Source organism: Robertmurraya mesotrionivorans (genome assembly GCF_050971805.1).
Classification (GTDB): domain Bacteria; phylum Bacillota; class Bacilli; order Bacillales; family Cytobacillaceae; genus Robertmurraya_A.
Genome location: NZ_JBPCCH010000002.1, coordinates 138515 through 152326 on the forward strand (window position 1 = coordinate 138515; position 13812 = coordinate 152326).

The 13812-nt window shown below is 38.2% G+C and carries 11 protein-coding genes; 1 reads left to right on the forward strand and 10 read right to left on the reverse strand.

Annotated features, from left to right (window positions below):
- Positions 1 to 183: 183 nt before the first annotated feature.
- The 10 genes from ACRX5O_RS04775 to ACRX5O_RS04820 all read right to left on the reverse strand — a co-directional run bounded on the left by ACRX5O_RS04775 (position 184) and on the right by ACRX5O_RS04820 (position 13162).
- Positions 184 to 1533 carry an MATE family efflux transporter gene (locus tag ACRX5O_RS04775; RefSeq protein WP_433904880.1) on the reverse strand — a complete coding sequence of 450 codons (1350 nt, stop codon included), beginning with the start codon at positions 1531 to 1533 and terminating at the stop codon, positions 184 to 186.
- A gap of 14 nt (positions 1534 to 1547) precedes the next feature.
- On the reverse strand, positions 1548 to 2318 hold the full coding sequence (locus ACRX5O_RS04780; RefSeq protein WP_433904881.1) for an ABC transporter ATP-binding protein: 771 nt from the start codon (positions 2316 to 2318) through the stop codon (positions 1548 to 1550).
- Positions 2315 to 3136, reverse strand: coding sequence for an ATP-binding cassette domain-containing protein (locus tag ACRX5O_RS04785; RefSeq protein WP_433904882.1), 822 nt, complete (start codon positions 3134 to 3136; stop codon positions 2315 to 2317). Before ACRX5O_RS04785 ends, ACRX5O_RS04780 begins: the two co-directional genes overlap by 4 nt.
- Positions 3133 to 3957 (reverse strand): nickel transporter permease, encoded by an 825-nt coding sequence (nikC, locus tag ACRX5O_RS04790; protein WP_433904883.1) that lies wholly within the window; start codon positions 3955 to 3957, stop codon positions 3133 to 3135. The genes ACRX5O_RS04785 and nikC overlap by 4 nt, the downstream gene beginning before the upstream one ends.
- A complete protein-coding gene (gene nikB / locus ACRX5O_RS04795; protein WP_433905196.1) occupies positions 3957 to 4889 on the reverse strand; it encodes a nickel ABC transporter permease in 933 nt (310 codons plus the stop codon). The genes nikC and nikB overlap by 1 nt, the downstream gene beginning before the upstream one ends.
- A 76-nt stretch (positions 4890 to 4965) precedes the next feature.
- Complete coding sequence (gene nikA / locus ACRX5O_RS04800; protein WP_433904884.1) at positions 4966 to 6492, reverse strand: nickel ABC transporter substrate-binding protein; 1527 nt, start codon at positions 6490 to 6492, stop codon at positions 4966 to 4968.
- A gap of 230 nt (positions 6493 to 6722) precedes the next feature.
- Complete coding sequence (locus tag ACRX5O_RS04805) at positions 6723 to 9098, reverse strand: carboxypeptidase regulatory-like domain-containing protein (RefSeq protein ID WP_433904885.1); 2376 nt, start codon at positions 9096 to 9098, stop codon at positions 6723 to 6725.
- Positions 9099 to 9279: 181 nt separating this feature from the next.
- Complete coding sequence (locus ACRX5O_RS04810) at positions 9280 to 10335, reverse strand: sugar ABC transporter substrate-binding protein (RefSeq protein WP_433904886.1); 1056 nt, start codon at positions 10333 to 10335, stop codon at positions 9280 to 9282.
- Between the two features lie 25 nt (positions 10336 to 10360).
- Positions 10361 to 12067 (reverse strand): methyl-accepting chemotaxis protein, encoded by a 1707-nt coding sequence (locus ACRX5O_RS04815; protein WP_433904887.1) that lies wholly within the window; start codon positions 12065 to 12067, stop codon positions 10361 to 10363.
- 162 nt (positions 12068 to 12229) lie between these two features.
- Complete coding sequence (locus ACRX5O_RS04820) at positions 12230 to 13162, reverse strand: D-2-hydroxyacid dehydrogenase (RefSeq protein WP_433904888.1); 933 nt, start codon at positions 13160 to 13162, stop codon at positions 12230 to 12232.
- Positions 13163 to 13275: 113 nt separating this feature from the next.
- On the opposite strand from ACRX5O_RS04820, the gene ACRX5O_RS04825 reads away from it, so the two are divergent.
- Positions 13276 to 13746, forward strand: coding sequence for a hypothetical protein (locus tag ACRX5O_RS04825; RefSeq protein ID WP_433904889.1), 471 nt, complete (start codon positions 13276 to 13278; stop codon positions 13744 to 13746).
- The last annotated feature ends 66 nt before the right edge of the window (positions 13747 to 13812 follow it).

Genomic DNA, 13812 nt, shown 5'->3' on the forward strand with positions numbered 1-13812 from the left:
TTCACCCGTTGTCCCATTCATTATGGCAAAGGAATATTAAGCAATTGTAAAGGAACTGTAAGTATTGTATAAAAAATACAACTATATACCTGATTCTTAAGAACTATTTGAGAATGAAAAAACCTAGGAAATGGTGGTATTTCCTAGGCAAGCGCAGGTTATGACATTTCTCTGCAAAATTCCTTATCCGACTAATCGATTAGTAAGTTTTTTGACGTATAGAGATAAAAAGACGCTTCGAGATAGACTAAATAAGATAAACGCCATCCATACTCCGTGGTTTCCAAAGACAGGTACAAGTAATACAATCGCTGCTAAAAACACAAGTAAAGCGATGAAAATAGAATTTCTCACCGATTTCGCGTCCGTTGCACCAGAAAAAATGCCTTCTAGTTGTAATCCCCAAAATCCGACAAGTGGAAATATTAACATCCAAAATAAGAATACATGAGTGGTTTCTCTAACCTCGTGAATCGTCGTGAATAATGAAACGATAAAGTCTCCAAACAGGAAGGTCAAAAGGGATAAACAAATAGCTGTCGCAAATCCCCAGGTTGCAGAAAGGGATAAGGCTCGAAAAAATAGAGAGCTGTTCTTTCCTCCAAACGCTCTTCCCACTAAGATGCTTGTAGCATTAGCAAATCCACCGAAAAAATAGGCCATCACATAGTGAACTTGTAAAAGGATCGCATTTGCTGCTAATGTGAGCTCACCCATGCTTGCTCCTTTTGAGGTGAAAATTCCAGTCATCGTGACTAAACATAATGTTCGGAGAAAATGGTCACGATTCACAAGAAACATTTGAACTAGGGTGTCCTTCTTGATTAACGCAGCATACGAAGGAATAAAGAAACGACTTTTATTTGTATGATAAATAATGAACATTCCAACTAAAACGGAGGACACTTCAGCGATTAATGTAGCATAGGCGACGCCTGCAACCCCCATATGTAAGCCCAGTACAAAGACAATATCAAGCACGATGTTTAATAGGTTCATACCAATTTGCAGGAACAAGGACATTTTTACTTTTCCTAAGCCGACTAGCCAACCGATGGTTACATAGCTCAATAGAATAAACGGTGCTCCCCAGATACGAATGTGAAAGTAAGTTTCAGCCAAGACATTTGTTGATGCATTTCCTCCCATCAGGAGAAGGGAAAAATGGATGATTGGCTTTTGAAAAAGGATGAAAATCAAACCCATTAGAATAGCAATAATTATCGGGCGGTAAAGAGCAAGCATAATACCTTCTTCATTTTTTGCTCCATCGGCTTGTGAGGTGAAGCCACTTGTCGTCACTCGTAAAAAGCCGAGCAGCCAGTACATCGTATTAAAAATAACGGCAGCAATTGCGACGCCGCCTAACGCCGTAGGGTCTTGTATTCTTCCAACGACGGCCGTATCTACCACCCCAAGTAATGGTGTAGAGACCCCAGATATAATTAAAGGAAAAGCTAGTATAAAGTATTCGCGATGAGTACATGTATGTGAATAACGGTGAACCATTTGTCTAACGGAAGCTAAGTTCATACTACTCCCCTTTCTTACAGCATAGCAGCTTGTAACAATGTTTTTGTATAGGAATGTCGTTCAGGAGCAAACAGGTCGGATAGTTGGAAATTATCGACCAAGCACCCTTTTTTCATTACAAGGATTGTATCACATAAATTGGTGACTGCTCGTATATCGTGAGAAATAAACAAAATCGACATTCGTAAGGTTCGCTGCAATGTTTTTAATAGTTCAATGATATGCACTTGCACGGACACATCTAAGCTGGCAGTTGCTTCATCACAAACTAGTAAAGCAGGTTCAATACTTATGGCACGTGCAATACACACTCTTTGTTTTTGCCCGCCACTCAACTCACCGGGATAGCGATCAACCATATCCTTATCTAGTCCAACCATTTCAAGCAATCTCTCTGCCTTTTCACGATTGGTATACTTTCCTGGCGGGAAAAAGGAAGGCGTAAAATTTTTAAAGTTGTTGAGTGGTTCAAGTAAACTTTTCCCAATTGGTAGTTTAGGATTCAAGGCACTACTTGAGTCTTGAAATACCATTTGGATATTCTTTCGGTAGGTGCGAACATCCGATCGTTTTTTAGGAGGGATCTGTTGTTCATTAAATGTGATACGTCCTTGTTTATAGGTTTCGAGACCAAGAATAAGTTTCGTGAGTGTACTTTTTCCACTGCCGCTTTCCCCTACAATTCCAACAACTTCTCCCTTCCCTATTTGGAAGGATACGCTCTGTAATGCCGCAATATTGTTTGTATATACTTTTGAAACATGTTCCACTTTTAGTAGACTCATACTGATTGAGCTCCTTGATAAGTATGAAGATGATTTTCTCCTGGAAGTGACAACAAACACGAGCATAATTTTTTCGTATATGGATGCTGGTGTTCACAACGGATTTGTTCCGGTGACCCTTCCTCGACGATTCTGCCGTTTTGCATCACATAGATCCGGTCGGTTCGTTTGTAGGCTTGGACGAGGTCATGTGTGATAAATAAAACCGCACAGCCTGTTTTTTTTCTGACTTTCTCAATCGCATCTAGCACCGCTTCCCCTGTTATAACGTCTAAAGCGGTTGTTATTTCGTCACAAATCAGCAATTTTGGTTTAAGGGCTAATGCTAATCCAATAGCAACTCGCTGGACTTGCCCTCCACTTAATTGAAAGGGATAGCTATGGAAGATTTGTTTGCTATTCAAATGTATTTCCTCGAGAACATGAAGAGATAACTCCCTCGCCTCTTTTTTACTTATGGAATAGTGTGCCCGAATCGCTTCTACCATTTGCTTTCCTACTTTTATAAAAGGGGTAAAGCTACCACGATAATCTTGGAAAACACTTCCTATCTCGCTACCTAGCAGTTGATGGTGGCTACTTTTATCCAAAGAAAGAAGGTTCCTATTTTGGTAGAATACGTGACCAGTAACCATCATATTGGGAGCTAATAAGCCTTGGACCGTCCTTGCGGTTAGACTTTTTCCACTGCCGCTCTCTCCGATCAGTGCGACCATTTCCCCTTTATTCACTTCTAAGTTGATAGCTTGTAGAAGTATCTGATGATCATCTTTCGTTTTTATTGATAGGTTTTGTATAGATAAAAGACTTTCCTTCACAGAAGATTCCTCCTTTTTCCCGCCTTAAAATAACCTTTTAACCCATCTCCAAGAAGATTACAACATAGAACGGTTAGTAAAATAGCTATTCCTGGATAGACCATAAGAGATGGATGCACTTGAAAGAAGGTTCTTCCTTCATTCAACATGGCTCCCCATTCGGGTAATGGTGCTTGAGCACCTATTCCAATATATGAAAAAGAAGAAATCAGCAAAATGATTTTACCAACATCAATGGCAGCCATAACGACAATCTCAGAAAAAATTTGTGGAATGATATGCAACCGTATGGTATTAAAGGTACTAGAATAAGAGAGCCTTGAGGCAAGGACAAACTCCTTCTGTTTCTCTTCTAACACCAAACCTCGAACAACACGAGCATAGACAATCCATTTTACGAGGACAATCGCAATTACAATATTGGTTAAGCTGGGTCCTAGGATTCCTGCTATCGCGATCGCTAAGATTAAATCAGGAAAAGCGAGTATTCCATCTATGACTCTCATGAAAAAAGCGTCCATCTTCCCGCCGATATAGCCTGATAGCAAACCGATAGGAATACCTATACACATTGCTAGCAAAATGATAAGGAGTCCTAGTCCAATCGTTAATTTGGCTCCATATACAATTCGTGCGAAAATATCTCTTCCCATATGATCCGTACCGAGCCAATGATCGGTTGATGAGGTACTAAGCCGGTTGGCCATATTAATATAAAACGGATCCTGTGTTCCAAAGAAACTGCCCAACAGAAAGAATATGGCTAAAATAGAGGTAAGAAGGATTCCTAGCACCATACTCAGGTTTCGCTTGTTTTTCATTATCCTGCCTCCTTTCCTTGCTGGACTTGTGGGTTAATCACCATATAAAGTAAGTCAACGAGCAAATTGGTTAGTACAATTAAAAAGCCAATCACAATAATAAAGCCTTGAATTAGTGGATAATCACGTTGGGTAACCGCTTGAACAATTAATTCCCCCATCCCTGGCCAAGAGAATAGAATTTCAATGACTGATAAACCACCTAGTAGACTTCCTAGACTAAGACCGAACATCGTTACGAGAGGAATGAGACTTCCTCGTAAAGCATGAAAGAAAAGGATTCTTCTTCTACTAATCCCTCTTGCTTTCGCACTTTCAATATAAGGACTTTGCAAAATCGTGATAAGACGTTCTCTTAACAAGGTAATGTACATTGGTGCCATGGCAATTCCGAGAGTGAATGAAGGCAAAACAAAATGGGCAATTGTCCCTCTCCCCATCATCGGTAACCATTGCAGTTTTAATGAAAAGAAATACATAAGCAATAAACCTAACCAAAAACTTGGGATGGAAGCACCTATAAGCGCTAACCAGCGACTTATGTAATCGGGCCATCGGTTTTCATGTAAAGCACTGACCACTCCTAATGGAATGGAAATGAGGAAAAGTACCGTTAATCCTCCCATTGCTAAAGCAAGAGTAGCTGGTAATCGCTCTAGTATTAGCTCAGAGACTGGTTTCTTTGAGATTAAGGATTCACCTAAGTCGAATTGGGCTACATTGATGATCCATTCTCCGTATTGCTTAAGAATTGGTTCATCAAATCCATATTCCTTTTTTAGCTGCTCCTCTTTCTCTGTGGTTACAGAAACATCATCTACCTTCAGGATGGACCGTATCGGGTCACCGGGAGTGATTTTCATTAACAAGAAGGTTAAAAAAGATAAAACAAATATCATAATAACCAGCTGTGACACCCTTGATCCAATCATCTTACCTACTCTTTTCAAAAATAATCACCTTCCTCACAAGAAAAGTGAAAGTGCCAAAGGACACTTTCACCCTTTTTTATTTAACCTCTAATTTGTTCGTTAAAATATAGTATTCTTCTGAACCGGGAGCCCAGTTTTTTACATGATTGCTCACACCTACAATAATATGAGGATGTACAACAAACGAATGAAGAACATGTTCTTGGATTAGCTGAACGGCTTCTTTTTCTAAATCCACGCGTTGCTCTAAGTTACTCGTAGTATTTAGTTGTAAAATAGTGTCCGTTAGTTCGGGTACGTTGATCTGTCCAGGGTTTAATGATCCATCTGGAACATACGCGGAGTTCAAGAAAAATCCACCATCACCACGAGGAGCGGTTAAATTGGAATACGTCGCAATATCCCAGTCTTCTTGCTTCTCCCATAAAAATGTATCGATATTTTCAACTGTGACAATATTGATTTTTATACCGACATTAGCTGCTTCTGCTTGTAAATATTGTGCAATTAGCGGTAGCTCAGGTCTTCCTTGATACGTAGCAACGGTTAACTCAAGTGACTTTCCGTTCTTTTCGAGTGTTCCACTTGCATTTTTTACATAGCCTGCTTCCTTTAACAGTTCCTCTGCTTTCACGGGGTTAGACTTTACCACTTCTGTATCAGACGAAAAAGCAAACATGGGGTTAAAGGGACCAGTAGCTTCTGTCGCATGGCCATTCATGATTTCATTTACAACGGTCGTTCGGTCTAACAGTAAATCTAACGCTTTTCTGACCTTTTTATCCTGTAATTGAGGATTGGTCGAATTGTATACAAGGAAATGGGCACGCAAGCTCATGATCGATTCAATATGAAGCTCCTTGTTGTCTTCTATCGGTTTTAGTGTTTCGGGAGGCAAATGATAGACGATATCTGCCTCTCCCGATTGAAGGGCTAACGCACGAACATTTCCGTCCGAATTAAATGTGACCGTTGCTTCATCGACTTTTGCTTTTCCCTCCCAATACTCCTCATAACTTACTAGTTTAATTTCTGATTCTGGTGTAAAACTATGTACTTGAAATGGACCAGTTCCAATCGGTTGCTCACTAATATGTTCAGAATCCACTTTAATTACCGAAGCGTTTGTATGAATTAATTCCGATAGAAAAGCTGGATATTCTTCAGTGGTTTGAAACGTAATATCTTGGCCATTAGCGGTGATGGACGCGATTTTTAAGTTAGAGTTCATTGCTTCATTCACTTCTAGTAATCTTTTAAATGATCGCTTTACTGCTTCAGCATCAAGTGTAGTTCCATCATGGAAAGTAACATCTTCTCGAATATGAAACTTCCATGTAGTTGAATCCACTTGTTCCCAAGAGTCGGCTAACCAGGGCTGAATTTCCAGGTTTTCATCAATCTTCACTAACGTCTCTGCGATTCCTGCCCGAACTCCCATCCAATCCTGATGCGGATCCAAGGTTTTTGATGCAAAGCTAAATAACAGTTTGACAGATTTCTTGTTTTCGCTTTCTTGAGAAGAAGTCGAACTGCTGCTACAAGCAGATGTAAAAACAATCACGAAAATAAGGAGTATGTAGGAAATATATGACTTTTTCAAAAAGACCCATCCTTTGTACATTATTTACAAACAGAAATCATTACGATTTAAATACCATAAATATTGGCAAATCGAAATGATTTCAGTTTACATTACTAAACTATAATGTGTTGAATTCAAAGTGTCAATAATAAATCGTAATTTTTACGATTTAATAGACAGTTTCACAAAAAAAGATGATCTCTTGGACAGAGATCATCTTAGCTTTATATTTATCATCTACATATTTCTTATTGAGAAGCGTTCTCTACATGAAGATCTAATGAATCAACATTTTGTCCATTAATAAACAATTTCCCATCTTTAATACTAAACGATTTGTCAAAGTAATAGTATTGGTCTGATTGGTAATCGTACACTGAGTTTAATAAATAGTCTCCTTCTGGAAGTCTAGCTTTGAAAATACCCTCTTGAATCCATGTATAGTAACCGGCCGTCCAGTTTCCATCCACAGAAGTGATTGCCACATATCCTTCATTTAAGAAGTATCCTTCCTTAGAAACGGTCCCTGTTAATGTAACTGGGGTAACTTCTATCGTAAGTTGACTAGCTATTTCTCCGTTTATATACAGTTGACCTTCCTTAACAGAAAATTCGCTTTGTGGGCTAAACAAAGTTCCGTCATGGAGATACACATCATACACTTTATACTCGCCATCAGGCAATCGCAGTTGGAATTTACCTTCTTCATTTGTCATTCCCCAAGCTTCCAAAGGGTTATCTGCATTGTTTATTTCCATGATATAAATACTCCCGTGTATTGCATTTCCTTCTTCCAATAATGTACCGGTTACTGATACAGGAGGCAGTAAAATGGTAAGAACATCCTGAGGTTGATCGTCAACATATGTTTGTCCGTTGATGATAGAAAAATCCTGATTTAAATTAGTGCTTGTTCCATCGTAGAGCTGAACATCAATAACAGAGTAATTCCCATCAGGAAGACGCATCGTAAAGGTTCCATCAGAGTTGACCTGTTTCCAGCTGTATAAATAATTATCTTTTGACATAACGGTTACATAACCTTCTGTAATTGGATGTCCACCTTCAACAATCGACCCGTGCAAACTTACAGGAGGGATTTGCAATTCTAGTAATTCTTGCTCTTCGCCGTCAACAATTACTTTCCCATTCTGAATATCAAAGGATGTGAAAAACGAAACCTCTTCTCCTTCATCAAATAAGTAAGCACTCGTTAACTGGTAGCTTCCATCTGTTAATCGAAGCGAGAAGACTCCATTTTCATTGGTTGTTGCGTAATAATTATAGGCGGATCCATCGTCAGAAAAGCTAGCAACACTCACTGACCCTTGAAGAGCAATTCCGGAATCTAGTAGTTTTCCTGAAAAAGTAACTGCCGGAACCTGGATAGTTAAAGTTGAAGTGATTTGCCCGTTTTGAACGATTTTTCCGTTTATTATCTCAAAAGGTAGACTAATTGTTGAGCTTCTCGTAGGTTCTTCAATAAATAGAACTTCATACTGCCCATCTGGAAGTCGGTATTGAAAATTCCCTTTTGAATCAACCTGCACACCGTAAGAGTAATAATCGTTTTCATCTTTCTTTTCAATCACGATATAAGCATTTTTAATTGGTGTTTTTCCTTCCAGGAGCGTTCCTTTTAAAGTGAGCTCAGGGATTGATAGATTGATATCTGTCACTTTTTGACCTGATATATATACTTCTCCATTCACAATATTGAAGGTTTGTTCATTCCATGAAGAATAGGTTTCATGATATACACTGATCGAATATGTTCCATCGACTAGGGATCGTAAGGAATACTCTCCCTTTTTATTGGTAAATGTTGCTTGAATGAAATCGGTATCATATTCTTCATCAGAAAGACGCTTTTCTAATATAACAGTCGCACTGGATATTGCAGCATTGGAATCGCTTACTTTCCCGTGATAAGCATTGGCAGGAATATTGATAGTTACATTCGTTTGCTGGACTCCATCGACATACACTTGCCCATTGGCAATTACTACTTCTAGTTCATATCTATAAAAGCCATCAGGGAATTCAATTCCATATAAATAATACGTTCCATCAGGGAGAGATGCTGAAAAACTACCGTTGCTTTTTGAAGTAACAGAGTAAATCTCTTCCTCATATTCATTGTAGTTAAAAAATAACAGCTCAGCCTTTAATCCGCTATGATCCTCTGATAATGTTCCGAATAGATTAGCAGACTTACTTGTTGGCTTTTTGGGCTCTTTTTTATTCGTAAGTGAAATTACTTCTTCGTTGATCCCTTTAACTTTTCCTTTCCTTACTTCGAAACTTTGATTTGTACTATACCAAGAGCTATTTTTACCCTTAACACCTTTTACCCCGTATGTACCATCTTTTAATTTTGTTGTAAAAGACCCTCTTGCATCTGTAACAGTTTGAATTAGTTTTGAGCTCCCTTTCTCTTGTATGAGAACAGTACTGTTTTTTAACAAGATGTTCCCGTCCATGATCGTCCCTGTAACAAGATTTGTGTCTTCCTTAGGTGACTTGTTTTTATCCTGGGTAGATGATAGGTTTGCGCTAGCCATTGTACTGCTCATTAGAAATACAATTACTAGCAAGATTAGCTTCATTGCCTTTTTCCCCATTTTTAATTCCTCCGAGATAAGAGTAAAAATAGAAAAAATAACCATTCTATTTTCCAATCTAAAATATTCGTGTAAGATTTACATTTTCCTTCAGACTATTTACTCATTTCCATGTACAAAAATAATATGAATTTACAAAAAATAGGACCAACCGTAATCAGTTGGTCCTTGTACTAATGATTTATTTAAACACGTCTGCCTCGTTCAAGTATCCATCCTTAATTACGGTATCACGAACGTTTTCGTTTGTGATGGCAATTGGATCTAAGAAGACTGCTGGTACATCAATTTTTCCATTGTTAATTTGGTTGTCAGTCTTTACTTCTTCTCCTTTTGCAACCATCATCGCCATTTCGGCAGACTTAATCGCTAATAGGTTGATCGGTTTATATACGGTCATCGTTTGTAGGCCTTGAACGACACGGCGAACTCCTTCAAGCTCGGCGTCCTGACCAGATACTGGAACGGTGCCAGCTAAACCAACGGCTGCTAATGATTCAATTGCTCCACCAGCCGTTCCATCATTGGCGGCAATAACCGCGTTAATGGCATTTCCATTTTTACTCAGGGCAGTTTTCATATTTTCCTTTGCAATGTCTGGGTTCCAATCATCTGTATACTGATCATGAACGAGCTTTACAGTTCCGTTATCGATCAAAGGCTGTAATACCTTCATAGCCCCTTGACGGAAAAGAATCGCATTGTTGTCAGATTCTGCTCCACCGATATAAGCGAAATTTCCGCTAGGTACTTTCTTTAGAATTTCCGTAGCTTGAATCTCCCCTACTTTTTCATTATCAAAGGAAATATAGTAATCAACATCGGCATTTTTTATCAGACGGTCGTAGGAAACCACCTTTACACCTGCTTCATGAGCGATTTCTACGATTTCAGCTGAAATCACTGCATCATGAGGAACGACGACTAATACGTCTACTCCCTCTTCAATTAATAATTTGGCTTGTTTAATTTGAACTTCATCCAAACCGTTAGCTGCTAGTGTTTTTACTTGACCACCCAGCTTTTTAATTTCTTCTTCAAACAGTGCTTTATCTTTGTACCATCTTTCGTCTTTTAACGTATCTAGTAAGAATCCGACATACGGTTTTGATTCATCGGTAATTAATTTTGAGTCGTTATTGCTGGATGCTTTCTCTGCTGAAGAACAACCTGCTGTAACGATCATTACGATTATTAGAAATAAACTTGTTAGTGACAGCTTTGTAAAATACTTCATATGCTTCCTCCTTCCTAATGAGCCCTTATAGTTCAAATTTTTTGATCAAGTTGTTCATTCTTTCTACCATGCTTGTTAGCATTTTGGCACTTACAGAAATATTGTCGAGCGATTGGTTTTGCTGTAGGACAGCTGCTGAAATCTCTTCCGAACCAGCTGCGGTTTCTTCTGAGACGGCAGCAATATGCTCGATATTTTCACTCATCGATTGACTTGATTGTTGAACTTTATTAAAACTCTCTGAAATGGTTTTTATGCCAATGGACATATGTTCTACTTTTTCTTTAATGTCGGCAAATTGTTGGCCAGTTAGTTCAATTTGTACGGTTCCTTTATTCACCTCACCGTACCCTTCGTTCAAATTATCTGCAATTTTTGATGTTTCTTCTTTAATGCTGAAAACAATGGATGAAATACCTTCGACAGAACGGGAAACCTCTTCGGCTAATTTTCTTACTTCCGTTGCTACAACAGCAAAGCTTTTTCCTGCTTCTCCAGCTCTGGCCGCTTCAATAGATGCATTTAAAGCAAGCAAGTTCGTTTGATCGGCAATGGACTTGATCACATGGACGATCTCTGTAATCGATTGTGTCTTGCTTTCTAAATTCTTAACTTGGTGAACAGATTCACTTACCACATGATTAATTTTCTTCATTTGTTGTAGTGATTCTTTCATTTGATTGTCCCCACGAACGGCAACATCTAACACTTGACCGGAGAATTCTACTAATCTTTCACCTTGTGAGTTAGAATGAACGATTTCTTCATTGAATTCCTTCGTTTTTGACGCAATATTGGCTGCATTATCAGCTTGTGAGCTTGCTCCCTTAGCCATTTCTTCAATGGTGATAGAAACTTGTTCACTACCTATTTTTACTTCCTCTGATGACTCAAACAACGTAACACTTTGCTTGTCCACTTCAGCTGAAAGGGTCGAGATTTCAGAAATCATTCCTCGTAAGCTTGTTGCCATCTCATTAATAGAAAGAGAGAGCTGTCCAATTTCATCAGTCCCACGGTAGGTTAATTCCTCATTGTTGAGTATTCCGCTAGCAATCTCGTTACTTTGTACGACGATTTCTTCCAAATTTCTCTTGATTCTACGGCTAAGGATAAAAATCATGATAAAAGAAAGAACGATCGATCCGACTGATGAAATAATAAGAATCAGATACAGTCTCTCCAATTGACTTTGTGCTGCTGCTAAATCAGCTTCACTAATTTTTGTTGCCGTATCTTTTAACTCATAGCCCAATTTAATGGTTTCATTTTTTAATTCTCTTGCTTCGCTTTCTAAACTTGTAAACTCTTCTGTATTAATTTGTTGTACTTTTGGAACGATCGTACTAAAAAAATACTCGTCGAGTTTATGATTGTTTTCAATAAGCTGATTAAATGTTTCCAATTGATTGGTAGTAAGATTTTGTTTTAGTTTTTTAGCAATGCTGACAAACTCTTGACTATGATCCAAATACACATTTAATTTTGTTTCATCAGACAAAAGAATGTACTCCGGAACTAGTAAGTACTTTTCATGGTAAAGGGTTACCAAGTTTCCAGCATCTACAGCTACTTGATTTCTCGTCACTGTATCTTCCATTTTTTCGCTCGTATCTTTAATGAAGATTCCTGTTACTACTACAGAAATTAAAAAAGCAATGGTCATAAAAGAGAAGATCACCATGTACTTGCCGCCAATTTTTATGTTTGACCATTTTACCCTGCTTAACATACTACTCCCCCTACTCGGTGATTGTTTCTAACAATCGACAAAATTCTTCATTATTTTTATCGGCATAGGAGTGTAGTTTGTTAAGTTTTCTCACGAAATAATAAAAATATAGAACGATAAAAAGCCTGTTTCCATCTTTTGATAGAAACAGGCTTATTTTTTTCAATATCCTTTATCAAAATCCACTGAATTCGATAAGGGTTTGTTTGATTCTATGGCTTGTAAGGTTTGAGCAAAACACATGATCGCTTCATTCAGCTGAGTTACGGCAGAGATATGTGGAGTAATGATCACGTCTTTCCTTACCCAAAGAGTCGAATCTTCTGGTAGTGGTTCTATCTCCACTACATCTAGGATCGCCGTATGTATGTTCCCTGAATCGAGCGCAGTGATAAGCGCTTTTTCATCAACCGTTGCGCCTCTGCCTACGTTGATAAAACCAACGGACTTCATTTGAGAAAATAGTTCTTTATTGAATAACTGTTTTGTGTGTTGAGTCAGCGGGAGCGTGTTGATGATCCAGTCAGCTTTTCCGATAATAGAAGAAACGGAGTTTATCGGAAAAATTTTATGAAAATATTCCTTTTGTTTCCCGCTTTCGGAGAAGCCAATAACGGTGGAACCAAAATGGGTAAACGTCTTGGCAACTTCTTGACCAATGGCCCCAGTTCCAAAAATAACGATCGTAACATCCTTCAGCAACTTCGGTGTTTTTTGAATCCACTTTTTTTGTTGATGTTGTTGCTGAAATTGTCCGTGATATTGCAGGTTTGTTAATATATAACTTAAACAATACTCACTTATTCGTTCTCCGAAGGAACAAATGGTACGAGTAAGAAGGACTTGATTCTCTTTCCAGCCCTCTATGTCTAAATAATTATTCACACCTGCATTAAAGGAATGAACCCATTTTACATTCGATAATTGAAAATTTGCGCACGGTTTGAATCCCACGTAGGCATCTGCCCAGTCTAAGTCAAACTCGGTGATCGCTTCTACTGGTAGAAATCGAAATTTCTTTTGTTTCATGTTTGGAAAATATGTCTCAAATTCCTTCTGATACTCCCCTGCTATTAGAATATTATGTATGTTCATTCAAACCTCCGATGGTCTATTTATTTGTATTGTACTATAGCTTGATAAATAGCAGTAGCTCTTTGGCATTTCCCGTTCTTCTCTTTCATACAGTGTAAAACGGGGTGATTACTATGAAGAGATGGCTAAAAATCGTGATACTCGTTTATTTATCCCTTTTATTTTTCGGAAGTTTTATCGCTGTAGGTATGCTATGGACGGGAAGCATTGAAAAGTGGATTCCAGAGGTTTCTAAAATAGAGATCTTTCTATATTATTTCTTTACAGGCGCAATTGGTGGTTCGCTTCGTCATCTATATATGTTTTGCTCTCATTATATGAAGGGTGAATTAACGGATTATCGGAAGTGGATTATGTATATATTTTATCCGATATTTGCTACAGGAACAGCCGTTGTGGCGGTTACCCTTATACAAAGTGGGATATTATTAATACAATTTATTGAGTATGAAGATACACCATATGCGCAAATCAGCATCGCTTTTTTTGTCGGTTTTGGTTTTAATCGGTTTTTAAATAAACTAAATGCTGTATCCACGAAGTTGTTTGAACCGGAACAAGAGACGGATAAACCATCCAATTAAGGCTCATGGAACTTTCCATGAGTCTTTTAAAATTTGTTTCGTTATCTTACCAATTTTTGCTTATAA